This is a genomic window from Streptomyces sp. NPDC127177 (assembly GCF_042672475.1).
GTDB lineage: Bacteria > Actinomycetota > Actinomycetes > Streptomycetales > Streptomycetaceae > Streptomyces.
On sequence record NZ_JBHXUW010000004.1, the window covers coordinates 1 to 24112 of the forward strand.

Annotated in this window: 26 protein-coding genes; 14 read left to right on the forward strand and 12 right to left on the reverse strand. The window is 72.0% G+C overall.

What is annotated here, in order from left to right:
- Nucleotides 1-60: 60 nt before the first annotated feature.
- On the reverse strand, nucleotides 61-996 hold the full coding sequence (locus ACFVJX_RS04470; protein ID WP_384136906.1) for a carbohydrate kinase family protein: 936 nt from the start codon (nucleotides 994-996) through the stop codon (nucleotides 61-63).
- A 140-nt stretch (nucleotides 997-1136) separates the two neighbouring features.
- On the opposite strand from ACFVJX_RS04470, the gene ACFVJX_RS04475 reads away from it, so the two are divergent.
- Nucleotides 1137-1601: a hypothetical protein gene (locus ACFVJX_RS04475; RefSeq protein ID WP_384136908.1), complete on the forward strand. Its 465-nt coding sequence runs from the start codon at nucleotides 1137-1139 to the stop codon at nucleotides 1599-1601.
- Between the two features lie 48 nt (nucleotides 1602-1649).
- On the opposite strand, the gene ACFVJX_RS04480 is transcribed toward ACFVJX_RS04475, so the two are convergent.
- Entirely contained in the window at nucleotides 1650-3704 is a 2055-nt protein-coding gene (locus tag ACFVJX_RS04480) for a SpoIIE family protein phosphatase (protein ID WP_384124061.1), read from the reverse strand.
- A gap of 211 nt (nucleotides 3705-3915) precedes the next feature.
- On the opposite strand from ACFVJX_RS04480, the gene ACFVJX_RS04485 reads away from it, so the two are divergent.
- From ACFVJX_RS04485 to ACFVJX_RS04495, 3 genes are all read left to right on the forward strand, one after another.
- Nucleotides 3916-4170, forward strand: a complete 255-nt coding sequence (locus tag ACFVJX_RS04485; RefSeq protein WP_384123744.1) for a WhiB family transcriptional regulator — start codon at nucleotides 3916-3918, stop codon at nucleotides 4168-4170.
- Between the two features lie 74 nt (nucleotides 4171-4244).
- The gene (locus tag ACFVJX_RS04490) at nucleotides 4245-4562 is read left to right on the forward strand and encodes a YkvA family protein (protein WP_384123746.1); all 318 of its coding nucleotides are present in this window, start codon (nucleotides 4245-4247) and stop codon (nucleotides 4560-4562) included.
- A gap of 54 nt (nucleotides 4563-4616) precedes the next feature.
- Nucleotides 4617-5126, forward strand: coding sequence for a DUF664 domain-containing protein (locus tag ACFVJX_RS04495; protein ID WP_384123748.1), 510 nt, complete (start codon nucleotides 4617-4619; stop codon nucleotides 5124-5126).
- 3 nt (nucleotides 5127-5129) lie between these two features.
- Here ACFVJX_RS04495 and ACFVJX_RS04500 read toward each other — a convergent pair whose 3' ends face one another.
- Nucleotides 5130-5951, reverse strand: a complete 822-nt coding sequence (locus ACFVJX_RS04500; protein WP_384123750.1) for a helix-turn-helix domain-containing protein — start codon at nucleotides 5949-5951, stop codon at nucleotides 5130-5132.
- A 111-nt stretch (nucleotides 5952-6062) separates the two neighbouring features.
- Here ACFVJX_RS04500 and ACFVJX_RS04505 point away from each other — a divergent pair, with 111 nt between their 5' ends.
- A complete protein-coding gene (locus ACFVJX_RS04505; RefSeq protein WP_384123752.1) occupies nucleotides 6063-6494 on the forward strand; it encodes a DUF2000 family protein in 432 nt (143 codons plus the stop codon).
- Nucleotides 6495-6557: 63 nt separating this feature from the next.
- Here ACFVJX_RS04505 and ACFVJX_RS04510 read toward each other — a convergent pair whose 3' ends face one another.
- The 5 genes from ACFVJX_RS04510 to ACFVJX_RS04530 form a co-directional block, all read right to left on the reverse strand.
- Nucleotides 6558-7607 (reverse strand): polyprenyl synthetase family protein, encoded by a 1050-nt coding sequence (locus ACFVJX_RS04510; RefSeq protein WP_384123754.1) that lies wholly within the window; start codon nucleotides 7605-7607, stop codon nucleotides 6558-6560.
- A complete protein-coding gene (locus tag ACFVJX_RS04515; RefSeq protein ID WP_384123756.1) occupies nucleotides 7604-8668 on the reverse strand; it encodes a tetratricopeptide repeat protein in 1065 nt (354 codons plus the stop codon). Before ACFVJX_RS04515 ends, ACFVJX_RS04510 begins: the two co-directional genes overlap by 4 nt.
- A 225-nt stretch (nucleotides 8669-8893) precedes the next feature.
- Nucleotides 8894-10186, reverse strand: a complete 1293-nt coding sequence (locus ACFVJX_RS04520) for a phosphoribosyltransferase family protein (protein ID WP_384123758.1) — start codon at nucleotides 10184-10186, stop codon at nucleotides 8894-8896.
- 138 nt (nucleotides 10187-10324) lie between these two features.
- On the reverse strand, nucleotides 10325-10993 hold the full coding sequence (locus ACFVJX_RS04525) for a formylglycine-generating enzyme family protein (protein WP_384123760.1): 669 nt from the start codon (nucleotides 10991-10993) through the stop codon (nucleotides 10325-10327).
- 58 nt (nucleotides 10994-11051) lie between these two features.
- Nucleotides 11052-11444 (reverse strand): nuclear transport factor 2 family protein, encoded by a 393-nt coding sequence (locus tag ACFVJX_RS04530; RefSeq protein WP_384123762.1) that lies wholly within the window; start codon nucleotides 11442-11444, stop codon nucleotides 11052-11054.
- A 70-nt stretch (nucleotides 11445-11514) separates the two neighbouring features.
- On the opposite strand from ACFVJX_RS04530, the gene ACFVJX_RS04535 reads away from it, so the two are divergent.
- The 6 genes from ACFVJX_RS04535 (at nucleotide 11515) to ACFVJX_RS04560 (ending at nucleotide 16704) form a co-directional block, all read left to right on the forward strand.
- A complete protein-coding gene (locus ACFVJX_RS04535) occupies nucleotides 11515-12147 on the forward strand; it encodes a PadR family transcriptional regulator (RefSeq protein ID WP_384123764.1) in 633 nt (210 codons plus the stop codon).
- Nucleotides 12148-12240: 93 nt separating this feature from the next.
- Nucleotides 12241-12942 carry an alpha/beta fold hydrolase gene (locus tag ACFVJX_RS04540; RefSeq protein ID WP_384123766.1) on the forward strand — a complete coding sequence of 234 codons (702 nt, stop codon included), beginning with the start codon at nucleotides 12241-12243 and terminating at the stop codon, nucleotides 12940-12942.
- Between the two features lie 140 nt (nucleotides 12943-13082).
- Nucleotides 13083-13760 (forward strand): ABC transporter permease, encoded by a 678-nt coding sequence (locus tag ACFVJX_RS04545; RefSeq protein WP_384123768.1) that lies wholly within the window; start codon nucleotides 13083-13085, stop codon nucleotides 13758-13760.
- The gene (locus tag ACFVJX_RS04550; protein WP_384123770.1) at nucleotides 13757-14434 is read left to right on the forward strand and encodes an ABC transporter permease; all 678 of its coding nucleotides are present in this window, start codon (nucleotides 13757-13759) and stop codon (nucleotides 14432-14434) included. Before ACFVJX_RS04545 ends, ACFVJX_RS04550 begins: the two co-directional genes overlap by 4 nt.
- Complete coding sequence (locus tag ACFVJX_RS04555; protein ID WP_384123772.1) at nucleotides 14431-15381, forward strand: ABC transporter substrate-binding protein; 951 nt, start codon at nucleotides 14431-14433, stop codon at nucleotides 15379-15381. Before ACFVJX_RS04550 ends, ACFVJX_RS04555 begins: the two co-directional genes overlap by 4 nt.
- A 174-nt stretch (nucleotides 15382-15555) precedes the next feature.
- Nucleotides 15556-16704, forward strand: a complete 1149-nt coding sequence (locus ACFVJX_RS04560; RefSeq protein WP_384123774.1) for a serine hydrolase domain-containing protein — start codon at nucleotides 15556-15558, stop codon at nucleotides 16702-16704.
- A gap of 27 nt (nucleotides 16705-16731) precedes the next feature.
- Here ACFVJX_RS04560 and ACFVJX_RS04565 read toward each other — a convergent pair whose 3' ends face one another.
- Nucleotides 16732-17895, reverse strand: a complete 1164-nt coding sequence (locus ACFVJX_RS04565) for an ABC transporter ATP-binding protein (protein WP_384123776.1) — start codon at nucleotides 17893-17895, stop codon at nucleotides 16732-16734.
- A 105-nt stretch (nucleotides 17896-18000) separates the two neighbouring features.
- Here ACFVJX_RS04565 and ACFVJX_RS04570 point away from each other — a divergent pair, with 105 nt between their 5' ends.
- Nucleotides 18001-19296: an alpha/beta fold hydrolase gene (locus ACFVJX_RS04570; RefSeq protein WP_384123777.1), complete on the forward strand. Its 1296-nt coding sequence runs from the start codon at nucleotides 18001-18003 to the stop codon at nucleotides 19294-19296.
- 65 nt (nucleotides 19297-19361) lie between these two features.
- On the opposite strand, the gene ACFVJX_RS04575 is transcribed toward ACFVJX_RS04570, so the two are convergent.
- A complete protein-coding gene (locus tag ACFVJX_RS04575; protein WP_384123779.1) occupies nucleotides 19362-19970 on the reverse strand; it encodes a TetR/AcrR family transcriptional regulator in 609 nt (202 codons plus the stop codon).
- A 72-nt stretch (nucleotides 19971-20042) separates the two neighbouring features.
- Here ACFVJX_RS04575 and ACFVJX_RS04580 point away from each other — a divergent pair, with 72 nt between their 5' ends.
- Entirely contained in the window at nucleotides 20043-20861 is an 819-nt protein-coding gene (locus ACFVJX_RS04580; RefSeq protein WP_384123781.1) for a class I SAM-dependent methyltransferase, read from the forward strand.
- A gap of 97 nt (nucleotides 20862-20958) precedes the next feature.
- On the opposite strand, the gene ACFVJX_RS04585 is transcribed toward ACFVJX_RS04580, so the two are convergent.
- Together ACFVJX_RS04585 and argG are read right to left on the reverse strand one after the other, a co-directional pair.
- On the reverse strand, nucleotides 20959-21531 hold the full coding sequence (locus ACFVJX_RS04585) for a rhodanese-like domain-containing protein (protein WP_384123783.1): 573 nt from the start codon (nucleotides 21529-21531) through the stop codon (nucleotides 20959-20961).
- Between the two features lie 261 nt (nucleotides 21532-21792).
- A complete protein-coding gene (gene argG / locus ACFVJX_RS04590) occupies nucleotides 21793-23244 on the reverse strand; it encodes an argininosuccinate synthase (protein WP_384123785.1) in 1452 nt (483 codons plus the stop codon).
- A 136-nt stretch (nucleotides 23245-23380) separates the two neighbouring features.
- On the opposite strand from argG, the gene ACFVJX_RS04595 reads away from it, so the two are divergent.
- Complete coding sequence (locus tag ACFVJX_RS04595; protein WP_384123787.1) at nucleotides 23381-24112, forward strand: PIG-L deacetylase family protein; 732 nt, start codon at nucleotides 23381-23383, stop codon at nucleotides 24110-24112.

The following is a 24112-nucleotide window of genomic DNA, read 5'->3' on the forward strand; positions in this document are numbered from 1 at the left end:
GATGCACGGGCGCCTCCAGGGCGCGTTCGGTAGTCCCGCCTGCCCCGAGGGCGGACGGCGCTACTTCTGGACCATGCTCCGGGAACCGCCGGTCTCCGCCGCCAGCAGGGCCTCGCGGCCGATCAGGGCGGTCGAACCGGGGGCCGTGCAGGCGTAGGCACCCGCCACCGCCCCCAGCCGGGCGCAGGCTCGGACGTCCCGGCCGTCCAGCCGCCCGTACAGGAACCCGGTGACGAACGCGTCGCCCGCGCCGTTGGAGTCCACCACCGGTGCGGGCGGGACGGTCGCCGGGACGTGGTGCGGGTCGGGGCCGCCGTCGCGGGTGAGCACGTAGGAACCTTCGACGCCCGCCGTGGCGACCACCGTCTCCGCACGGCCCTCGTCCAGGATGCGGCGCATCAGCGCGGGCGCGCGCTCACCCGTCGCTGCCGCGCTGAGGAAGACGAGATCGGAGCGCAGGGCGAACTCCCTCTGGTGCTCGCTCAGTCCGTCCCAGTCGTGCAGATCGGTGGAGACGGGGACGCCGAGGGCCTCGATGTCGTCGAAGAGGAAGCGCGTGAAGTTCATGATGGACAGGTGGACGTGGCGGGTGCGCCGCAGCCGGGGCAGATAGAACTCCTGCGGCATCCGCAGATCCTCCGGATCGCGGGCGTCGTAGAACGACATCCGCCGGCCCTTCGCGTCCACCAGGTTCACCGCGCGACGGGTGCCCGCCGCGGAGATCAGCGGATGGAACTCCACATCTCCCTCGGCCAGCCGCTCGCGTACCAGGCTGCCCGTCCGGTCGTCGCCGATGCAGTCGAGCAGGGCCGCGCCCAGACCGAGCGCCCTTGCGCCGAGGGCCACGTTGGCCCCGGTGTGGCCGGGCCACTCCTCGATCGGGCCGACCATGACCGAGTCGGCGAGCGGGACCGGCAGCGTGTCGACGCGGACGATCGTGTCCACTCCGCTGCCGCCGACCACCAGGACGTCGTATTCGGTTTGTTGTCGGTTCACTGTGCCGCCTCTCCAGTCCCGCCGCGACCCAGTATCGCCGCCCCGTGACGTCGCCGACGGCCATTCTCTGCGAGCGGCCCGGCCGCCCGCTGACTATCATCGGTCGGGGGCCTTGGAACCTGATCTGTGGAGGCTTTCCGATGCTTTCTGTGCTCGAACCGCGTGACATCCCTCCGCGCCTCGCCACCGGCGCGTTCATCCTCAACTCCGGCCTCGGCAAGCTCAAGGCCGACGAGGAGACCGCGCAGTCGCTGCACGGCATGGCCTGCACCGCCTACCCGTTCCTGGAGAAGATCGAGGCGGAGCGGTTCACCCGACTGCTCGCCTGGTCCGAGATCGCGGTCGGTGGCACCCTGCTCGTCCCCTTCGTGCCGACCAGGCTCGCCGGACTGGCACTGACCGGGTTCTCCGGCGGGCTGCTCGGCCTGTACCTGCGGGTTCCGGGAATGCGGGAGCCGGGCAGCGTGCGCCCGAGCCAGGCCGGTGTCCCGCTGGCCAAGGACGCCTGGATGTTCGGCATCGGGCTCGGCTTCCTCGGTGCGGGCTCGCACCGCATCGGCAAGCCGGCCCGCCGTCGCGGCCGGCGCCGCGGGTGCTGCCGCTGAACCACCTGACGCCGGGCGGTGGCGCGGGACCCGTGCCACCGCCCGGCGTCAGCTCCGCACCCGGGCCATCAGCAGCGCCACGTCGTCGTGGTGGCTGGGGTCCCTGAGCTCGTGCAGCAGCCGGTCGCAGGACGCCTCCAGCGACGGATCCGGCTGGCGGAGCAGCCCCAGCAGAGCCTCCAGCCGCGTGTCGATGTCCTCGTCCCGGGTCTCGACCAGACCGTCCGTGTACAGGACGAGCCGGTCACCCGGCCCGAGGTCGACCGTGACGTCGCTGAACGGCACACCGCCCACACCGAGCGGCGCCCCGGCCGGCAGATCGACCAGCCGCGGCGGGCCCCCCGCCGGGATCAGCACCGGCGGCAGGTGCCCGGCGGTACTCACCCGGCAGGTGTTCCCGGCCGGGTCGTACACGGCGTACACACAGGTGGCGAACCACGGGTCCAGGTCGGCGGTGATCTCGTCGAGGTGTTGCAGCACCTCGGCGGGGCGCAGGCCGATCCTGGACAGGGTCTGGGTGGCGGTGCGCAGCCGCCCCATCGTGCCGGCCGCGTTGATACCGCTGCCCATGACATCGCCGACCACCAGAGCGGTCCCGCCGTCCCGCACCGGGATGACATCGAACCAGTCACCACCGACCTCGTACCGGGACGCGGCCGGCCGGTAGCGGGACGCCACCTCCAGACCCACCGGATCGTGGTGGTTGTGCGGCAGCATGCTGCGCTGGAGGGCGAGCGCGGTCTCCCGCTGCTGCCGGAACAGCCGGGCATTGTCGATGCAGACCGCCGCGCGCGCGGCCAGCTCGCAGGCGAGCACCTCGTCGTCCTCGGTGAACGGGAGCGGATTGTCCGTCCGTATGAGGTCGAGGGCGCCCAGCACCTCGCCCCGGGCGATCAGCGGCACCGCCAGGTAGGAGTGCGCACCGGCCTCGGCGAGCAGCCCCGCCGAGTGGCTGTCGCGGGCGATGCGTGACAGCTTCTCCGCGTCGAGATAGGACTCCCGGACCGGCTTGGCCGTGCGCACACACCGGGTGATCAGCCGGTCCGCGCCGTACTGGGCCGCGTGGCCCGGTGGGTCGGCCGCCTCCACGACCGGCGTGGGCCGTGCGGCGACGACGGCCAGGGCCTGGATGAGGGCCGGGCCCTCGGTCCGGCTGGGACGCCCCTTCAGGACGCTGTCCAGCACGTCGACGGCCGCGACGTCGGCGAGCTCGGGCACCGTGACCTCGGCCAGCTCCCTCGCGGTCTGCTCCAGGTCCAGAGTGGTGCCGATCCGCACCGAGGCGTCCGCGATCAGCGCCAGCCGGTGCCTGGCACGCTCGGCCTCCGCCGCGGCCCGCTGGTGGTCGGTCACGTCGATCAGCGATACGGCGAGCCCCAGAACCTGGCCCCCGGAGTCGTCCAGCCGGTACAGCGACATGGACCAGGCCCGGTCGGTGTCCGGATCGGCCGCCGTACGGCCTTCCACCTGATGACCCACCTGTGGCACGCCGCTCTTCAGGACCTCGCGCATCGCCGCCTCGACCACGTCGGCGTCCAGGAACGGCAGCGTCTCCCCGACCCGGCGGCCCAGATGCTCGGCCGAACTGAGCCCGTCCATCCGCTCCAGCGCCGGGTTGGCCGCCAGATACCGCAGGTCGCTGCCCAGGACGGCCAGCCCGATCGGGGACTGGTCGACCAGCCGCACGGACAGCGCCAGATCGCGCTCCACCTGCCGCAGCGTCGCCCCGTCCGTGGCCAGCCCGAGGGCGTAGAAGTCGCCGCGGTCGTCCTGGAGCCGCATGTTGCGGAACTCCAGCAGCCTGCTGGTGCCGTCCTTGCACCGTACGGGGAAGCTCCCGGCCCAGGCCTCGCCGCTGCTCATCACCCGGGAGAACAGCCGCAGCACCAGATCGAAGTGTTCCTCGTCGATCAGGATGCGGGCCGCGAAGCGGCCCAGCGCCTCCTGTGGCGTGTAGCCCAGCAGCCGCTCGGCCTGCGGGCTCCACAGCGCGATGCGGCCCTCGGTGTCCAGCACCATCGCGGCCGTCCCCAGTACGTCCACGAGATTGCCCCCGGGACGGCGCACATCCGCCGGGAGTGCGTCGCCCCAGCCGGTCCGCATGTCGTCAGTGCCGCCCACGGGCCATCCTTCCCATGCCGTCACCGTGCCCGGACGCAAGGTTCGCTGTCTCCCATGGTCGCCCCGGAGCCACCGCTCCCGCAGCTCCTGCGGACCCGGAGATCCTGCCGCAGGGGGTTTCACAAGCCTCAGGGCGGTCACCCGCAGCGTACCGATCCGACCACACGCACACGAACGTAAGGAGTGAGACCCCGTGCTGAACTGGCGCGAGCACGCGGCATGCCGCGACGAGGATCCGGACCTCTTCTTCCCCATCGGGACCACCGGCCCCGCGCTCGTACAGGCCGAGGACGCCAAGGCGGTGTGCCACGGCTGCCCCGTACGGCAGGAGTGCCTGCACTGGGCCCTGGAGAACGGCCAGGACTCGGGTGTGTGGGGCGGCCTCGGGGAGACCGAGCGGCGCGCCCTGAAGCGCCGCAGCCGCAGGCGGGCCAAGGACCACGGATGACGACGAGGCCGTTGTCACACCACTGGCGGCCCCTCCACGTGGTGATTGCGCCGCAGACGGGTACACGATGAGGCATGGACACATCGGCCTGGATCGTCATCGGCGCGGTTCTCGTGCTGCTCACCGTGGGCATCGCCGGCGTCCTTCTGGTGCGGGTGTTCCGCGCCAGGAAGCTGCTGGTCGACGCCGGAATCCCACTGCACAACAAGGCACTGGTCTGGGCAGCGGTGATCTACACCGTCTCGCCCGTCGACCTGCTGCCGGACCCCGTGTACCTCGACGACATCGGCTTCCTGATGCTGGCGCTGCGCTCCCTGCACGCCGCCGCGCGGGCCGCCGGGGTCGGTGGGCGCACGGAACGGCCCACCGAGGCCGCACACCTCGTGCCGTAGCCCCCGGGGGCGTGTCGTCGGCGGGCCGGGGCAGGCGAGCGGCATGGTGATGACATGAACGTCGCAGATATTCTGGTGGATGGATTCACCCGCATCCGGGAGACAGTGCACTCGACCGTCGAGGGCCTGGAACCCGACGACCTCCACGCCCGCCTCGACGCGGGCGCGAACTCGATCGCCTGGCTCGTATGGCATCTGACCCGGGTCCAGGACGACCACATCGCGGACGCCGCCGGCATCCAGCAGGTCTGGTTCACCCAGGACTGGGCCGCCCGCTTCGACCTGCCCTTCGCCGAGGACGCCACCGGCTACGGGCAGAGCAGCAAGCAGGTCGCGGCCGTACAGGTGGGCTCCGCCGAGCTGCTGCTCGGCTACTACGACGCCGTGCACCTCCAGACCATCGGCTTCCTCCAGGGTCTCGACGGCAAGGCGCTGGACCGTGTCGTGGACGAGGCCTGGTCGCCGCCGGTCACCCTGGGTGTACGGCTGCTCAGCGTGCTGTCGGACGATCTCCAGCACGTCGGGCAGGCGGCCTTCGTACGCGGTTCGCTGGAACGCCGGTAGCCGTCATCGGGCGCCGGGCACCGCGAGGGGCCCCCGGCCGCGTGCGTAGCGCCCGGGGCTGGTGCCCACGACGCGCTTGAAGTGGCGCGCCAGATGGGACTGGTCGTAGAAGCCGGCGGACGCCGCCACATCGGGTGCCGGCAGCCCCTGGAGGAGCAGCCGGCGGGCCAGGTCGACACGGCGCCCCGTCACGTACTGGTGCGGCGCCATCCCGAACTCCCGGCTGAAGGCCCGCACCAGGTGGGTGTGATGGGCATGCAGCCGCAGGGCCGCCTCCTGGAGCGTGACCCCCTCCACGAACCGTTCGTCCAGGAGATCACGCAGCCGGTGCGCGACCCTGCGGTCGTGTACGTACCGGACGGGCTCCAGCCGGTCGCGCAGATGCCGGTCGAGCCGCTCGGCGACCAGGGCGAGCCGGCTGGCCGCCTCCAGCTCGTCGCCCGGTTCGGCGAGCGTCGTGTGGAGCCGGTCGATCCGGCGGCGCAGCGCCGGATCGTGCAGCACGGGGCTGTCGACCGCCATGCCGATCAGTTCCTCGTCGACCTGCTCGGTGCTGAGGTAGAGGACGCGTTTGCGGAAGCCCTCGGCCGTCGCGGCCCCGCCGTTGTGCGGCACGTGCGGGGGCAGGAGCGTCACCACGTGGGTGAGCACTCCGTGCTCGTGGTGGTCCAGGTCGTAGCGGACCATGCCCTCGTCCACGATGAGCAGCGTCCAGGCCTCGTGGGTGTGCATGGGGTAGGAGTGATCGATGAAGTGGGCGTGGAAGACCTCTTCGATCCCCTCCACGGGCGGGCACCACGCGGTGATGTCCGGACGAGCTGCCATGAGCCGATCGTACGCCCGGCGGCCGGTCGGCCGGCTCCGGTCGGGTACCCGCCGCCGGCACGCAAAGTTCGTACAAGACGGCCCGGGGGAGGGCCGTGCAGGCTCGGAGCCATGACAGACGAAACAGCCCCCGTCCGCTTCGACACCAAGATCGCCGTCCTGCTCCGGGACGACCTGCAGACCTGGCAGCGATTGAACGTCACGGCGTTCCTGGTCAGCGGCCTCGGAACGGCGGTGCCCGAGCTGGTCGGCGAACCGTACGCCGACGCGGACGGCACCCCCTACCTGCCGATGTTCCGGCAGCCGGTCCTGGTCCTCGAAGGAGGGAAGGAGATGCTCACGACGGCGCACACCCGTGCGGTCAGCCGGGGCGTGACCCTGTCGGTGTTCACCTCCGACCTCTTCACGACGGGCAACGACCGGGACAACCGGGCCGCCGTGCGGGCGGTGCCGCGGGCTGACATGGACCTGGTCGGGCTGGCGGTGCACGGTCCCCGCAACGCCGTGGACAAGATCCTCAAGGGTGCGTCCATGCACTCCTGAACGTCCTCGCCGACGGACCGGCGTGGGCGGGGCCCGATGACACCGGGCCCTTGGCCGGCCGTGTCACACCGTGCGTTCCACGAAGTACGGCAGGAGCGCGAGGAGTTCCCCGACGGCGTCCGGCGCCAGCGAGACGCTGTCCAGACAGGCGCGGGCGCTCTCCAGGTGCCGGTGGGCCTCGGCCACCGTGGCCGAGCGCCCGCCGGCCTCCTCGACGAGAGCGGCCGCGCGCCTGGCCGTTCCGTCGTCGAGCTCCTCGCCGGAACGCAGGAGCGCGCCCAGCCGCAGCGCCGCCCGGTCGCCCGCGGCGAGAGCGGTCAGGACGGGGTACGTCTTCTTGTGCCGGCGAAGATCGCTGTGCACCGGCTTTCCGGTGACCTCCGGATCGCCCCAGATTCCGAGCACGTCGTCCATGGCCTGGAAGGCCACCCCGAGATGGCGTCCCGCGGCGGTGAGGGCGTCGGTCTCCGTCCGCCCCGCCCCGCCCAGCACGGAACCGAGACCGGCGGCGCAGCCCAGCAGCGCGCCCGTCTTGTGCTCGGCCATCAGCCGGTACTCGTGCGGCTGCACCGCATCGGGCCCGGTCCACGGCCGGGTCTCGAAGAGCAGGTCGTCCGCCTGACCGCGGACCAGATCGTTGAGCGTCCCGGCCAGCAGCCGCACCGCCGGTGCGCAGTGCGTGCCGGGGGCATCGGCCAGTACCTGCACGGCCAGCGCGAAGAGCGCGTCACCCGCCAGGACGGCGGGTCCGGTCCCGTACGCCTTCCAGGCGGTGGCGCGCTGCCTGCGGGTCTCGTCGCCGTCCATGATGTCGTCGTGGAGCAGGGAGAACGTGTGGATCAGCTCGACCGCCACGGCGCCGCGGACCGCGCTCTGCCCAGGCGCGCCGACCGCCTCGGCGGCGAGCACGGTGAGAGCCTGCCGGACCCCCTTGCCCTGCGCGCCGGGGACGGCTCGCCCGTCGGGCCCCTCCCAGCCGAGCGAGAACGCGGTGATCTCGGCGTGCCACGGATGCAGCTGCCGCACGGCACGGCCCAGAGCCGGACGGACGAGAGCGCGGCAGCGGGCGAGTATCTCCGGCGCTGTGGTCTGCTGCGTCACCGGGGGCGTCATCGGCGGCCGGCTTCCCCGGACACCGCGTCACCGGCCGGTGCCACACCGAGTTCCGCGTAGGCCTTGTCGACCATGTCCCGGGCGTTGAGCAGCCCGATCCGGTCGAGTGTGACCCGCAGCCCGTCCAGCTCCGTGGCGGTCTCCGCACGGTCGCGGCCGAGCCGGGCCAGTGACTTCACCAGACCGAGCGTGGCCAGCGCCTCACCGCGGGGTTCCGTCATCTCGCGGAATTCCCCCAGCGCCTCCTGGTAGACCTCCCGCGCCTCCTCGTACCGCCCGGCACGGTAGAGCACGTTGGCGCGCATCTTGTGGTTGTAGGCGAGGGCGCTGGACAGGTTCATCGCGCGGCAGGTGACTTCCGCCTCCGCCAGCAGGGCGAGTGCGCGCTCCGGGTCGTTGTCCCGTACGGAGATGATGTCGGCCATGCCGCGCAGCGCCCAGGCCCGGCCGCGCCGGTCGTCCGCGTCCCCGGCCAGTTGCGCCGCTTCCTCGAACATCTCCAGGGCGGTGTCGAACGAACCGGTGTTGCGGTGGATCTGGGCGATGCCCTCCAGGGCCCAGACGGTGTGGCGTGCCTCGCCACGGGTGCGCGCCTCGGCGAGCAGCTGCTCGTGCAGTGCCGCCACGGTCCGGTAGTCGCCCTGTATGCGCCCGGTCTCCGCGAGCCCGGCGAGCGAATAGCCGCGGGCGACCACGTCGCCGCCCTTCTTGCCGAGGTCGGCCGCAAGGCCCAGCAGGCGGAAGGCGAGGCGCAGCGCGCCCCGCTGGCGGGCGAGCGTGCCGCCGCTCCACAGTGCCCATGCCATCGCCCCGGTGTCCTCGGCCGACCTGGCGGCCCGGTAGCTGGCCTTCCAGGCACGGTCGGCCTCCCGCACATGCCCCAGCCTTCGGTGTGCCTCGGCCACCGCGAGTCCGGTACGGGCCACCTCCTGCTGGGAGCCGGAGAGTTCGGCGGCCCTCAAGTGGCGTTCCCCCTCGGCCAGTACGTCGGTGAGGGAGGCGTTCACGGACATCTTGGTGAGGGCGCCTTGGTACTCGGGCGCCAGTGCTTTGCTGTGCATGGGAGCCTTTCGCGGGCGGACGGGCCGGCACATCGACTATGCGCATGATGTATACATTCAGTGCATAGTCGCCCGGTGCTCTGGCCCGTGCGCTCATGGGGGGTCGGACGAGGCTTGTCGTGTGCGGCGTACCGCCTTGCTGTGGATCAAGACGGCGGATGCGCGCCCAGGGTTGCTTCGCGATCGCCGTCGATGCGTGAACCGGCGCCGGACGCGGTTCGCGGATCAGCCGGACCGGACCGCCAGATGCGCGGTGAACCACTCCCGGGCCAGCGCGGCGACCTCGTCCAGTGCGCCCGGCTCCTCGAACAGGTGCGTCGCGCCGGTCACCACATCGAGCCGGTTCTCGCAGCGCAGCTCCACCTGCGCCTGCTGGTTCAGCTCCAGGACGCGGGGGTCGTCGCCGCCCACGATCAGCAGTGTCGGCGACCTGACGTCCCCGAGGAGGGGGCCCGCGAGATCGGGCCGGCCGCCCCGGGAGACCACCGCGCCGATCCCGGTGTCGCGATCGGCTCCCAGTGCGGCCGCCGCCCGCAGCGCGGCCGCGGCCCCCGTGCTCGCGCCGAAAACGCCGACGGGAACGGACTCCCGGCGGTGCAGCCAGCCGGTGGCGTCCACCAGTCGCTCGGCCAGGGTCCCGATGTCGAAGACGTTGGCGCGGTCCGCCTCCTCGGCCGGTGTGAGCAGGTCGAAGAGCAGGGTGCCCAGGCCCGCCCGTTGCAGGGCCGCCGCCACCGAGCGGTTGCGCGGGCTGTGCCGGCTGCTGCCGGAGCCGTGGGCGAACATCACGAGAGCCCCGCGGGGGCCGGGCCGGGTGAGCTCGCCCGGCAGTACGACACCGCCCGCCTCCACGCCCACCTCGACGGCGGGCCGCGCGGCGGCCCGGTCCGCGGCCCGGGTCAGCAGCGCGACGACCTCCTCGTCCGGGGTCTGGCCGAACCCCCGGTACCACTCGCCCACCGCTGAGAAGCGCGTCGGCGTGGACAGGCACACCAACTCGTCCACCCGGCCGCGCAGCCGCTCGGCGGCGTCCGGGGCGGCCACCGGCACGGCCAGGGCGACGTGTGCCGCACCCTGCGCCCGTGCCACCTCGCACGCGGCCAGCGCGGTAGCGCCGGTGGCGATGCCGTCGTCCACGATGACCACCGTGCGCCCGTCCAGCGAAATGCGCGGCCGGTCGCCGCGGAAGGCCCGGGCCCGCCGCAGGAGCTCGGCCGTCTCGGCCCGCTCGACAGCGGCGAGATCCGCATCCGACGTCCGGCTGCGGTGCATGATGTCCTCGCTGATGACCCGCACCCCGCCCTCGCCGATGGCACCGAAGCCCAGCTCCGGGTGGTGCGGAACGCCGAGCTTGCGGACCACGATCACATCGAGCGGTGCACCGAGCTCCTGGGCTACCCGGAAGGCCACCGGGACACCGCCGCGGGGCAGGCCCAGCACGACGGGATCGCTTTTCGCCAAGGGGCGCAGGGCGTCGGCGAGCCGTTGTCCCGCGTCGGCGCGGTCGGAGAAGTGCACGGGGATTCACCCCAGACCGGGAGAGGGAAGTCAGTCACCTGCACACCTGCCTCGAATGAACCCCATCCGCCGGCGGCCCGCAAGCCGACGGTGGCGGCCATCCCGCCGGAGCGTCGGCGAGGAGCTCCGCACGGCTGGTCAGAGAACGGAACGCGCCACCCGGAACCCCGTGTCGTCGATCCGGAACGTCGGGTGGCTGCGGCGCCGCACCGAGGCCCGGCAGCTCCAGCGCTCGTCGAACCAGCCGCCGCCGCGCAGCACCCGGTAGCTGCCGTAGACCTCGGCGTCGTAGACGTCCCAGCACCACTCCCACACGTTGCCCAGGGTGTCGTACAGCCCCCACGCGTTGGGTCGCCGCCCGCCCACCTCATGGATCCGCTCCTGCGAGTTGCCGCGATGCCAGGCGATGTCGTCGAGTTCCCCGTAGCGCGCGCCCGTCGTGCCGGCGCGGCAGGCGTGTTCCCACTCCGCCTCGGTGGGCAGCCGGTACCCGTCGGCGGCCGTGTCCCAGCCGACGCCTTCGACGTCGGTGTGGATGTAGGCGGGGGTCAGCCCGGCCCGCAGCGAAAGCGCGTTGCAGAACCGGACGGCGTCCAGCCAGGAAACGCCCTCGACGGGCAGCCGGTCGCCCTGCGCGGTCGACGGGTGCTCGCCGGTGACCCGCGCGTACAGGTCCTGGGTCACCGTGGACGCCGCGAGCCGGTACGGAGTGAGCTCCACCGTCCAACTGCGTTGCGTACGCCGGTCCGACAGGGTGACCGGGCCCGCTGGGACGGTGATCATCCGGATGTCCGTGACTGTGTCCATAGGGCGGCGATCGTATCAACTCCGTTCACCGGGGCCGGACGTCCGCGACCGGCCGCGGTCAGCCCGCCGACGCCTCTTGGGTGATCGAGTCGAACCGGGCGCCCATGGCGGCCGCCAGTGCCTGCGCTCCGGAGAGGGGCCGGACCATCACCATCAGGTCGTCGATCTCGCCCGCCTCGTTCATGTGCAGGAAGTCGCAGCCGCTGATCTCCCGGTCGCCCACCTTCGCGGTGAACACGAGAGCGTGGTCGCGACCGTCCTCGCTCGTCATCTCCCGGACGTACCGGAAGTCCGTGAACACCTCGGAGACCGCGCGCAGGATCGCCGCGGTGATGGGCCTGCCGGAGTAGGGCTTGAACGCGACCGGACTGGTGAAGACGACGTCCTCGGCCAGCAGCGCCTCGACCGAGTCGAGCTCGTGCGCCTCGACGGCCTTGCGGAAGGGGTGCATGTGCCACTCCATAGTCAATTTGTTTAATAGGTGTGGAAGAGATTAATCACATCGCTGCTAGCCTGTCCAGATGTCTCTCAAGTACGCGGTCCTCGCGGCGCTGCTGGAAGGTGAGGCCTCCGGCTACGACCTGGCCAAGGTCTTCGACGTCTCGGTGGCGGACTTCTGGTCCGCCACACCGCAGCAGCTCTACCGCGAGCTGGACCGGCTGGCCGGGAGCGGACTGATCGAGGCGCGCGTGGTCGAGCAGCAGCGCAGGCCCAACAAGAGGGTGTTCACGCTCACGGAGGCGGGCCACGAATCGCTGGGCGCGTTCACCGCCCGGCCGCCCCGCCCCACCGCCATCCGTGACGAGCTCCTCGTCATGACCCAGGCCCTGGACGGCGGTGACGCGGAGGCGGTACGTGCCTCGGTCGAGGAACGCATGGAGTGGGCGCGCGCCAAGATCGCCCGTTACGAACGGCTCAGGGACCGCCTGCTGGACGGCCGCGACGAGGAGACCTTCGTGGCGGAGGCCGGGCGCATCGGCCCCTATCTGACGCTGATGCGCGGACGGTCCTTCGAGGAGGAGAACCTGCGCTGGGGCGAGAGGGTGCTGGAGATCCTGGACCGGCGCGCGGCCTCGGCGGCAGGCACCCCCACGGACCCGCGGTCCGCCGGGCACCGAGCGGAAGCCGCAGCGCCGGGCCGGCCGCCGGGCTGAGGAGGTGCCTGCCCCGCCGCCGGGCCCGGCCCCGGGAACACTGTCGCGCCGCTGGTGAACGGCATTGTCAGACCTCTCGGTTAGCTTCTTCCCATGACTGAATTCGTGTTGGTGGCGGGTGCGTGGCTGGGAGCGTCGGCGTGGGACGAGGTGATGCCGGGGCTGCGCGCGGCCGGGCACGGCGCGCACCCGGTGACGCTGACCGGCGTCGGTGAGAAGCAGGGGCTGCCGGTCGGCCGGCAGACCCATGTGGCGGACATCGTGGACGAGGTGGAGCGCCTCGGCCTGCGCGATGTCGTGCTGGTCGGACACAGCTACTCGGGCATCCCGGTCGGTCAGGCCGCCCAGCGAATCGGTGACCGACTGACCCGCGTCGTGTTCGTGGACGCCAGCATCCCGGCGGACGGGGAGTCCTTCGTCTCCACCTGGTGGCAGGGCCCGGCGGCCCTGGAGGCCGAACTCGCGGGCAACGGCGGCTCCTGGGCGCCCTTGGCCGCGGCCGATTTCGAGGGCCAGGGGCTCACCGACGAACAGATCGCGCGGATCGTGGCCGGCTCGACGCCGCACCCCGGGGCCTCACTGCGCGACCGTGCCGTGCTGAGCCGCCCGCTCGGCAACCTCCCGGCCACTTACATCAAATGCCTGCTCGACGACCCCGAACCGAGCGACGACGTCGCCGCGCTGCTGGCCGAGGAGGGCTGGGAGCTGGTCACCATGAAGACCGGGCACTGGCCGATGTTCTCCCAGCCGGAGGAGCTGGTCCGGGTTCTGACCGGGGCCGCCGCACAGCCCTGATCCGCACCGGCCCGCACGGGCCGGCACGTGTCCGGGGACAACCGGTTGCCGGTGCCGAGCGGCTGCCCTGCGCGGGCCGGCTCCCTCGAACAGCCGATCAGGGCGCGCGCCCGAGCGGTGTCCCGGGCTGCAATGGGAAGGTGACCGCGCCCCCGGACGACTGCCTCGCGCGCAACGAATGGATCTGCGGCGCCTACCTGACCAGCCGTCGGCACATCCTCTGGGACGCCGTACTCCAGCATCTCCAGCTGACCGTCATCGCGGTGCTCATCGGCCTGGTCCTCGCGCTCCCGCTGGCCCTCGCCGCCCGCCGTTGGCGCTGGGCGGCCGGCCCGGTGCTCGGGGTGACCACCATCCTCTACACCGTGCCGTCGCTCGCCATGTTCTCGCTGCTGCTGCCGGTGTACGGGCTCTCCGCCGCGCTCGTCGTCGCGGGCCTCGTCCTGTACTCCCTCACGCTCCTGGTGCGGAACATCCTGGCCGGACTCCGAGCCGTACCGGAAGAGACCCGGCAGGCGGCTCGCGGCATGGGATACGGACCCGTACGGCTGCTGGTCGCCGTGGAGCTGCCGCTCGCCCTGCCCGCCGCGATGGCGGGCCTGCGCATCGCCACCGTCTCCGCGGTCTCCCTGGTCACCATCGGAGCGATCGTCGGCTACGGCGGACTCGGCAACCTCATCTACTCCGGGATGAACACCTACTTCAAGGCCCAGGTGCTCACCGCCTCGGTGCTCTGCGTCGTCATCGCCGTCGCAGCCGACCTCCTGCTCCTCCTGGTGCAACGCCTGCTGACCCCCTGGACGCGGAGGCAGTCGTGAACACACTCGGCGACGCCTGGTCCTGGCTCACCACCTCCGCGCACTGGTACGGCGACGACGGCATCTGGGCCCGTCTCGGCCAGCACCTCTACCTCACAGTCGTCTGCCTGCTCATCAGCTGCCTCATCGCGCTGCCCGTGGCACTGGTCCTCGGCCACCTCGGCAGGGGCGGCGCCCTCGCCGTGAACATCTCCAACGTCGGCCGGGCCGTCCCCACCTTCGCCGTCCTGGTACTGCTCCTGCTCACCCCGGTCGGACGGTACGGGGAGGGGCCGACCATCGTCGCCCTCGTCCTGTTCGCCGTACCGCCGCTGCTCACCAACGCCTACGTCGGCATGCGGGAGGTCGACCAGGACGTCGTACGGGCCGCCCGGGGCATGGGCATGACGGGCCGGCAGCTGCTGTTCCAGGTCGAGGTGCCGCTCGCCCTGCCGCTCATCCTCACCGGCGTCCGGATCGCGGCCGTGCAACTCGTCGCCACCGCCACCATCGCCGCACTGGCCGGCGGCGGCGGCCTGGGCCGGATCATCACCGCCGGCTTCAATCTCGCCTCCACCGCGCAGGTGGTCGCCGGGGCGGTGCTGGTCGCGGTGTTCGCGCTGATCGTCGAGGGGCTCTTCGAAGTGGCGCAGCGGATCGCGCCCGACTGGGTGCGCGACGGGAACGCCGGATGAGGGCCCGCCACACGGTCTCCGCGATCCTGCTGTGCCTGCTTCCGGTGACCGCCTGCACCACGGGGCCCGCGCTGGAGAACCAGGGCGAGGTCACCGCTCCGCCCGGCGACAGCAGGCATCTGACGATCGGCTCGGCCGGATTCACGGAGAGCGATCTGCTGGCCCAGATGTACGCCCTGCTGCTCGACCGGGCCGGTTATTCCACGAAGGTCATCTCCGTCACCAACCGGGAGATCTACGAACCGGCGCTGGAGAGCGGACAGATCGACGTCGTGCCGGAGTACGCCGCCACCTTCGCCGACTGGCTGAACGCCAAGAAGAACGGTGCCGACGCCGCCCCGGTCGGCTCGCCGGACCTCGGCACCACCATGAAGGCCCTGCGCGCCCTGGCCGCACCGCGCGGCCTCACCGTCCTGGACCCCGGCCGTGCCGTCGACCAGAACGCCTTCGCGGTCACCTCCGCCTACGCGAGGAAACACCATCTGAAATCGCTGAGCGATCTGGGGAAGTCGGGGCTGCCCGTCCGGCTGGCGGCGGGTGACGAGTGCGTGCAGCGTCCCTACTGCGCACCGGGGCTGAAGAAGACGTACGGGATCGACATCACCGCCGTCGACCCCAAGGGCGTCGGCACCACCCAGGCCAAGCAGGCCGTCCAGAGCGGACGGGACCAGATGGTGCTGACCACGACCACCGACGCCACGCTGGACGACTTCGGGCTCGTGCTGCTCGCCGACGACAAGCATCTGCAGAACGCCGACTACCTCGTCCCCGTCGTCAACAGGGCCCGGGCCGGCAGCGAAGGCGTGCGCAAGGCCCTGGGCAAGTTGAACACCGTACTGACCACCGCGGACCTGGCCCGGCTGAACGAGCAGGTGGACAGCTGGCGGCGGCTCCCCGAGGACGTGGCCCGCACCTACCTGCGGTCCAAGGGCCTCATCCCCGGCTGACCGGCCGGTGCCGCACCGCGTCCGTCCGGCGGGGCGCGGCACCGGCCTGGGCCCCACTGCCGCGCGGCCGGCGCGCGGGGGGTGAGCGCGCCGGGCCGGGCGGCGCGGTCCGATGAGTCCGGGCCGCCGCCGGAGTCATCATCCTGTGAACCCCACAGCTGAGAAGGCGGAGCGATGAGCACCCTGCGCGAAGTACTCGAGGAGCACGTGCGTGACGGATCGGTGCCGGGAGCCGTGGGCCTGGTGGCCCGTGGAAACCGGGTGGACGTGCAGGCGGTCGGGAACGCCGACGTCGGCGGGGGCACGCCGATGGCCCGGGACTCCCTCTTCCGGATCGCCTCGATCACCAAACCCCTCACCGCCGCGGCGGCCATGCTGCTGATCGAGGACGGCCGGATCGCCCTGGCCGACCCGGTCGGGCCGTGGCTGCCGGAACTGGCGGCACCGATGGTCGTGCGTACCCCGGACGGCCCGGTCGACGACGTGGTGCCGGCCGCCCGGCCGATCACCCTGCTCGACCTGCTCACCTTCCGCGCCGGGTACGGATTCCCGTCCGACTTCTCGCTGCCCGCCGTCGCGCCCCTGTTCGACGAGTTGAACCAGGGGACGCCGGAGCCGCAGGGCGCCGCGGCCCCGGATGCCTGGATGGCGGCCCTGTCCCGTATCCCGATGCTTCACCAGCCGGGGGAGGCGTGGCTGTACAACACCTGTTCCGACATCCTGGGCGTGCTGATCGCCAGGGTCTCGGGACAGCCGTTGCCGGAGTTCATGGCGGAGCGGCTGTTCGAGCCGCTCGGCATGACCGACACCGGGTTCGCCGTGCCGGCTGACCGCATCGGCCGGTTCACCCACTACTACCGGCCCGGTACGGAGGGGAAGCTCCAGCAGGTGGACGCTCCCGATGGTCAGTGGAGCCGTATGCCGGACTTCCCGTCCGGTGCCGGGGGGCTCGTCTCGACCGTGGACGACTGGTACGCCTTCGCCAGGATGCTGCTCGACGAGGGGGCCGTGGGCAGCCGCAGTCTGCTGACGCCGGAATCGGTGCGGCAGATGACGACCGATCACCTGACACCGCAACAGCGCGCCGCCAGCGGACTGTTCACCGAGGGCCAGGGCTGGGGGTTCGGCGGCTCGGTCGACGTCGAGAGGCTCGACCCGTGGAACGTGCCCGGGCGCTACGGCTGGGTCGGCGGCACCGGGACGACGGCCCACCTCGTCCCGGCCACCGGTACCGTCGCCGTCCTGCTCAGCCAGGTGGGGATGACCGGCCCCACACCGCCCGTGCTGATGGGGGACTTCTGGCGGTACGCTGCGAGCGTCTGAGACCCGGATCAGGGCGTCCGGCAGGCGTCAGGCATCCGCCACCGAGTCGAAGTCGACCTCGTCGCGCCCGACACCCTGCGCGTCCGCGTCCACCGAGCGGCGCAGGGCCTCGTGGAGCTTGGCCGGAGTCAGTACGCCGAGGAACCGAGCGCCGTCCAGCACCGCCACCCATCCGGCGTCGTGCTGGAGCATCTCGCTGAACGCCTGCTTCAGCGGCGCGCCGACCGGTACCCACGCGTCCATCCGGCGGGCGAGTTCGCCCACCGTGCCGTGCTCCCCGGCGATCCGCAGCGCGTCCGCCGCCACCCAGCCGTGCAGTTCTCCGCCGCCGTTCAGTACGACGGCCCACCGTGAGCCTGCGGCGCCCAGCCGGGCGGCCACCACCGGGGCCTGCTCATCCAGCCAGGCGACCGGCGGCTCCTCCAGGTCCTCCGGTTCGATCGTCGTGACCGACAGCCGTTTGAGCCCTCGGTCGGCCCCGACGAACCGCGCCACGTAGGGGGTCGCCGGGGAGCCGAGCACCGCCCCCGGGCTGTCGAACTGCTCGATGCGCCCCTCCCCGTAGACCGCGATCCGGTCGCCCATGCGCACCGCCTCCTCGATGTCATGGGTGACCATCAGCACGGTCTTCCTGACCGTGGCCTGCAGGCTCAGGAACTCGTTCTGCAGCCGCTCGCGTACCACCGGGTCCACCGCGCCGAACGGCTCGTCCATCAGCAGCACCGGCGGATCGGCGGCCAGGGCCCGCGCCACGCCGACGCGCTGGCGCTGCCCGCCGGAGAGCTGGGCGGGATACCGCGAGCCGTACGTCGCCGGGTCGAGACCCACCAGGTCCAGCAGCTCGGCCGCGCGCTCCCGCGCCCTGGACCGCTTCCAGCCGACCAGGGCGGGGACGGTGGCGGTGTTGTCGAGGACCGTCCGGTGCGGGAAGAGTCCGACCTGCTGGATGACGTAGCCGATCCCGCGGCGCAGCCGTACCGGGTCGACAGTCGAGATGTCCTTGCCGTCGACCAGGATCCGTCCCGACGTCGGCTCGATCAGCCGGTTGACCATCATCATCGTGGTCGTCTTGCCGCAGCCGGACGGCCCTACCAGGGTTACCAGTTCCCCCTCGGCGACCTCGAAGGACAGATCGTGGACCGCCGTCGTGCCGTCCGGATAGACCTTGCCGACCTGCTCGAACCGGATCATGACTGCACGTTAGGAGCCAGCCGGTCCCACCGCACACGGGCCGGGACTGTACGGGTCACGGAGGTGTGCTGAACTGTCCGTGGAGAATCGGATTCAGGAGCACCCTTGAACAGCTACCGTCAGCCCGGCCTCGTCCTCACGGACCGCCATTTCACCGTGCCGCTCGATCACACCGACCCCGGCGGTGAGCAGATCGAGATCTTCGGCCGAGAGGTGGTGGCCGCCTCCCGGGAGGGCGAACAGCTGCCGTGGCTGCTGTACCTGGAGGGCGGACCCGGCTTCGGCGCCCGGCGCTTCACCGGCGCGGAGGCCTGGCTCGGTCGGGCGGTGCGGGAGTTCCGGGTGCTGCTCCTGGACCAGCGCGGCACCGGACTGTCCACCCCGGCCAACCGGCAGACGCTGCCGCTGCGCGGCGGTCCGCGCGAGCAGGCCGACTACCTCGCGCACTTCCGCTCGGACAGCATCGTGCGCGACTGCGAGCTGATCCGCCCGCAGCTGACCGGCGGCGAGCCCTGGACGGTCCTCGGCCAGTCCTTCGGCGGCTTCTGCGCCGTCCGCTACCTCTCCGCCGCGCCGCAGGGACTCAGCACCGTCCTGATCACCGGTGGCCTGCCCTCGCTCGACGCCCACCCCGACGACGTCTACCGCGCCGCGTACCCGAGGATCGAGCGCAAGGTCGCCGCGCACTACGCCCGCTACCCGCAGGACGTCGAGCGCGCCCGGGAGATCACCGCTCACCTCGCGGAGCACCGCCCGGAGAGCGCCGGACACCGGCTGACGCCCGAGGGCTTCCAGTCACTGGGCATCCTGCTGGGCGGTGGCTCGGGCAGCCATCAGCTCCACTACCTGCTGGAGAACGCCTTCGTCCGCACCCCGCACGGCACCGAGCTCTCGGACACGTTCCAGGAGGCCATGCGTACGGCGGTTTCGTTCGCCGGGCATCCCCTGTACGCGCTTCTGCACGAGGCGATCTACGGCCAGGACGAACGCCCCACCGGCTGGGCGGCCGAGCGGGTGCGTGCCGAGTTCCCGCAGTTCGACGCGGTGACCGCCCTCCAGGGGGACGGCCCGGTCCTCTTCACCGGTGAGAGCATCCACCCCTGGCACTTCGAGGTGGACCCGGCTCTTCGGCCGCTGCGCGAGACGGCCGAACTGCTCGCCACCCGAGGCGACTGGGAGCCGCTGTACGACGCCGAGCGCCTGGCGGCCAACGAGGTACCGGTCGCCGCCGCCGTCTACCACGACGACATGTACGTGGACACCGCCCACGCCCTGCGCACCGCCGCGTCGATCCGCGGCCTTCGCACCTGGGTGACCGACGAGTTCGAGCACGACGGGCTGCGTGCCGGAGGCCCGAGGGTGCTGGACCGGCTGCTCGCCCTGGTCCGCGGCGAGGTCTGAGCCGGGGGCCGGGGAACACCGGACACAGCGTCACCCGCTGCGGGCGGCGCTGTGCCAACCGCACGTCAGGCCCGGCCGGGCCGTTTCGGCAGGACGCCCGCAAGCGCCGTGGTCACGAGCTTGTCGACGGTGGCCGTGGCCGGCGGGTCCGGGTCGCGGTCCGCGAACAGCAGATGCCCGCCGCCGACCAGGGAGAGGGTCAACGAGTCGATGTCGGTGCCGGCCGCGATGCGCCCCATGTCACGCTCATCGGCCAGGTAGGCGGAGACCGCGGCCGTGATCTGGGTGAGGATCGCGAGACCGCCCCCGGGCCTGGCGTCCCGCAGCCGGGCGCGCAGTTCGTCCCGGAAGGTGATCAGCGGGATGATCGCCACCGGAACCGGCCCGAACAGGGTGGTCAGAGCGACGGTGAGGTTGTCGGCCACGGTGCCCGTGCCGACGGCCTCCCGCAGCGAACGCGCCGGTCCGTCGAGCTGTGCGGCCCGGTCGAGCACCAGGTCGGTGAGGAAGGCGTCGAAGTCCGTGAAGTGCCGGTGCAGCACGCCTTTCGCGCAGCCCGCCTCGTCGGTGACGGCCCGGCTGGTCAGTTCGCTCGGGCCGTCACGCAGCAGCACGCGTTCGGCGGCGTCGAACAGTTGCTGCCGCGCGTCGCGAAGGTGCACACCGGTCGGCACTCACAGATCCTCTCGTAGGGCGGACTCCTGGAATACGTTGCCGAGTGGGCGCTTGCCCACTAAGGTGAACGCATGCCCACTCTACCGCGGGAGCAACCGGAACCGTCGCCGCACCAGGCTCGGCGGACAGCTGAATCGTTCGGCACGGACGCACAGCGCTACGACCGGGCCCGGCCCGGCTACCCGGACGGCTTGGTGGCTCGGATCGTCACCGGGAGCCCGGGGCCCGACGTGCTCGACATCGGCTGCGGCACGGGTATCGCGGCCCGCCAGTTCCAGGCCGCCGGCTGCACCGTGCTCGGCGTCGAGCCGGATGCTCGGATGGCCTCTCTCGCGCGGGCCCGCGGGCTGCGGGTCGAGGTGGCGACCTTCGAGGACTGGGAGCCGGCCGGTCGAACGTTCGACGCGTTGACCGCCGCCCAGTCGTGGCACTGGGTGGATCCGGCCCAAGGAGCTGCGAAGGCGGCTCGGGTGCTGCGTCCGGACGGGCGCCTGGCGATCTTCGGGCACGTATTCGAGCCGCCCGCGGAGGTGGCCGAGCCCTTCTCCGCGGCTTTCCGGCGGGTGGCGCCCGACTCGCCGTTCAGCAGGCAGCCGGCTCGACGTCCACTGGAGGCGTACCGGGCGGGATACGAACAGGTCGCCGAAAGGATCCGCGAGACGGGGCTGTTCCACGAACCGGAGCAGTGGCGATTCGACTGGGAACAGTCATGTACCCGCGATCAGTGGCTGGACCTGCTGCCCACCACCGGCGGCCTCACCCGGCTCGGTTCCGATCAGCTGGCCGGGATCCTGAGCGCGGTGGGGGAGGCGATTGACGCCCTGGGGGGCCGATTCACCATGCTGTACACCACTCTGGCGACCAGTGCCGTCCGCGTCGGCACTCCTTGATCCCCGATGCGGAAGGAGCCGGACGCACCCCGTGTGCGTCCGGCTCCTTCCGCGTGCGGACTTGGCTCGGCTCCTTCCGGGAGCCGCCCGGCAGCGGTCAGCTCTGGAGGGCGTCCAGCGTCGCGTCGAGGTTGGCGGCGGCGCGCGGGTCCTGGTTGTAGGGGAGCTTGGACAGGACGGCTGCCATGCCGCAGGTGTTGGTCACCGCGGAGAAGACGAGACCCGTGCCGATGCCGGCGGACAGCCAGCGTGCGGCCGGGTGGCGGACTCCCACGAGCAGTCCGGCCACCACCAGCGAACCGGCGGCGAGCCGCACCTGCCGCTCCATCGGCCAGGTCGCCCGGCCCCCGGCGGGACGGTCCAGGCCGTGGCCCTCGCCCTCCCAGGCGGAGGTGCCGCCGGTCAGTGTCGCGGCGTCGATGTCGGCGGCCGAGAGGATGTCGCAGGCCCGGGTGGAGCGCACCCCGGAGGCGCAGACGACGAGCAGGGCGCCGCGCGCCGACGCGGACTTGAGGGCGGGAACCGCTTCCGAGAGACGGTCGAGCGGAATGTTCAGGGCGCCGGGAACGTGTCCGGAGGCGTATTCGCCCGGGGCCCGCACATCGATGACGGTGAACTCCGTGAGACGGGCCGCGGCCTGGGCTGGTGAGAGGGATACAGGGCTGGTCACGAGCAGTTTTTCCTTTCGTTCACCGGGGTGGGGCAGGATTCCGGTCTCTCCTGCCCCGGACGGGCCAGGGTACCCGTCGGGGTATCCGCGGGCGGGTGTGCGGCGCCCGACACGGCGGTCGGTGATCTCGCACCGCTCCTCGGCCCCCTGGGTCGGTGAACGCCCCGGGGCGCCGAAAATTCCGGGGGAGCGACTCCGCCCGCCCGGCGGGGTACCGGTGAGGCACCCCTGCCCGGCGGGCGGATCCGGAACGGGCCCGGGTCAGTCCGTGCCGAACTCCATGGCGGCGCGGTCGAGCATCTGGTCGTCGTCGCCCTCGGCCCGGTCGCGGGAGGCGATGACCTCGGCGCCGCCCTGCGGCATCGCGCCGATCAGCCCCGTCGAGGCCGCCTGGGCGGCGCCGATGAGCGTCGCGTGCGTATTGCCGACGATGCCGAGATCGGCGTACTGCTCCAGCTTGGCGCGGGAGTCGGCGATGTCCAGGTTGCGCATGGTCAGCTGGCCGATCCGGTCCACCGGGCCGAACGCGGAGTTGTCGGTGCGCTCCATGGAGAGCTTGTCCGGGTGGTAGCTGAACGCCGGGCCTGAGGTGTTCATGATCGAGTAGTCCTCGCCGCGCCGCAGCCGCAGCGTCACCTCTCCGGTGACCGCAGCGCCCACCCACCGCTGGAGGGACTCCCGGATCATCAGCGCCTGCGGGTCGAGCCAGCGGCCCTCGTACATGAGACGGCCCAGGCGCCGGCCCTCGTTGTGGTATTGCGCGACGGTGTCCTCGTTGTGGATCGCGTTGACCAGCCGCTCGTACGCGGCGTGCAGCAGCGCCAGGGCCGGGGCCTCGTAGATGCCGCGGCTCTTGGCCTCGATGACCCGGTTCTCGATCTGGTCGGACATGCCCATGCCGTGGCGGCCGCCGATGGCGTTGGCCTCCATCACCAGGTCGACGGCGGAGGCGAACTCCTTGCCGTTGATCGTCACCGGGCGGCCCTGGTCGAAGCCGATCGTGACGTCCTCGGTGGCGATCTCGACCTCGGGGTCCCAGAACCGCACGCCCATGATCGGGTCGACGGTCTCGACGCCGGTGTCGAGGTGCTCGAGGGTCTTGGCCTCGTGGGTCGCGCCCCAGATGTTGGCGTCGGTCGAGTACGCCTTCTCGGTGCTGTCGCGGTAGGGGAGGTCGTGGGCGAGCAGCCACTCCGACATCTCCTTGCGGCCGCCCAGCTCGTGGACGAAGTCCGCGTCGAGCCACGGCTTGTAGATGCGCAGGTGCGGGTTGGCGAGCAGCCCGTAGCGGTAGAACCGCTCGATGTCGTTGCCCTTGAAGGTCGAGCCGTCGCCCCAGATCTGGACGTTGTCCTCGAGCATCGCCCGGACCAGCAGGGTGCCGGTGACGGCGCGCCCGAGCGGTGTGGTGTTGAAGTAGGCCCGCCCGCCGGAGCGGATGTGGAACGCGCCGCAGGTGAGCGCGGCCAGCCCCTCCTCCACCAGCGCCGCACGGCAGTCGACCAGACGCGCGATCTCGGCGCCGTAGGCCGACGCGCGGCCGGGCACCGACGCGATGTCGGGCTCGTCGTACTGGCCGATGTCGGCGGTGTAGGTGCACGGGACGGCACCCTTGTCGCGCATCCACGCGACCGCGACGGAGGTGTCGAGGCCGCCGGAGAAGGCGATGCCGACGCGCTCGCCGGCCGGCAGGGAGGTAAGAACCTTAGACATGGGAAGAGTATGCGCCATTACGCATGATCATGCAAAGTCGGCCCCGGGGCCGCCGCGATCCGGCGGTTCGTGTGAACGTGCCGGGCCTCGTGTGCGGCACCCGGGTGGGCCCGTCCGGCCCCGCTAGCCTGCCGATATGACCGAGCAGCTGGAAGTCATGCCCACGGACTGGCGGCGCGCACTCGCCGTCGTCGCGCATCCCGACGACCTGGAGTACGGCTGCGCTGCGGCCGTCGCCGCCTGGACCGACGGCGGGCGGGACGTCACCTACCTCCTGGCCACCCGCGGCGAGGCCGGTATCGACACCCTCGCACCCGAGGAGTGCGCGCCGCTGCGCGAGCGGGAGCAGCGCGCGAGCGCGGCCGTCGTCGGGGTGTCCCGGGTGGAGTTCCTGGACCACCGTGACGGGGTGATCGAGTACGGGCCGGCCCTGCGCCGTGACATCGCGGCAGCCATCCGCAGGTACCGGCCGGAGCTGATCGTCACGCTCAACCACCGGGACACCTGGGGCGGCGTCGCCTGGAACACCCCCGACCACCGTGCGGTGGGCCGGGCGACCCTGGACGCGACGGCCGACGCGGGCAACCGCTGGATCTTCCCGGAGCTGACCGGGCAGGGGCTCGAACCGTGGGACGGGGTGCGCTGGGTGGCCGTCGCGGGATCGGCCACGCCCACGCACGCCGTCGACGCGACGCCGGGCATGGAGCGTTCGGTGCAGTCGCTGCTGGCCCACCGCACGTACATCGACGTGCTCACCGACCAGGACCCGGAGGAGTACTGCCGTACCTTCCTGGCCGGCAATGCCGCGGCCTCGGCCGAACGCTTCGGCGGCACGCCCGCCGTCACCTTCGAGCTCTTCACCCGCTGA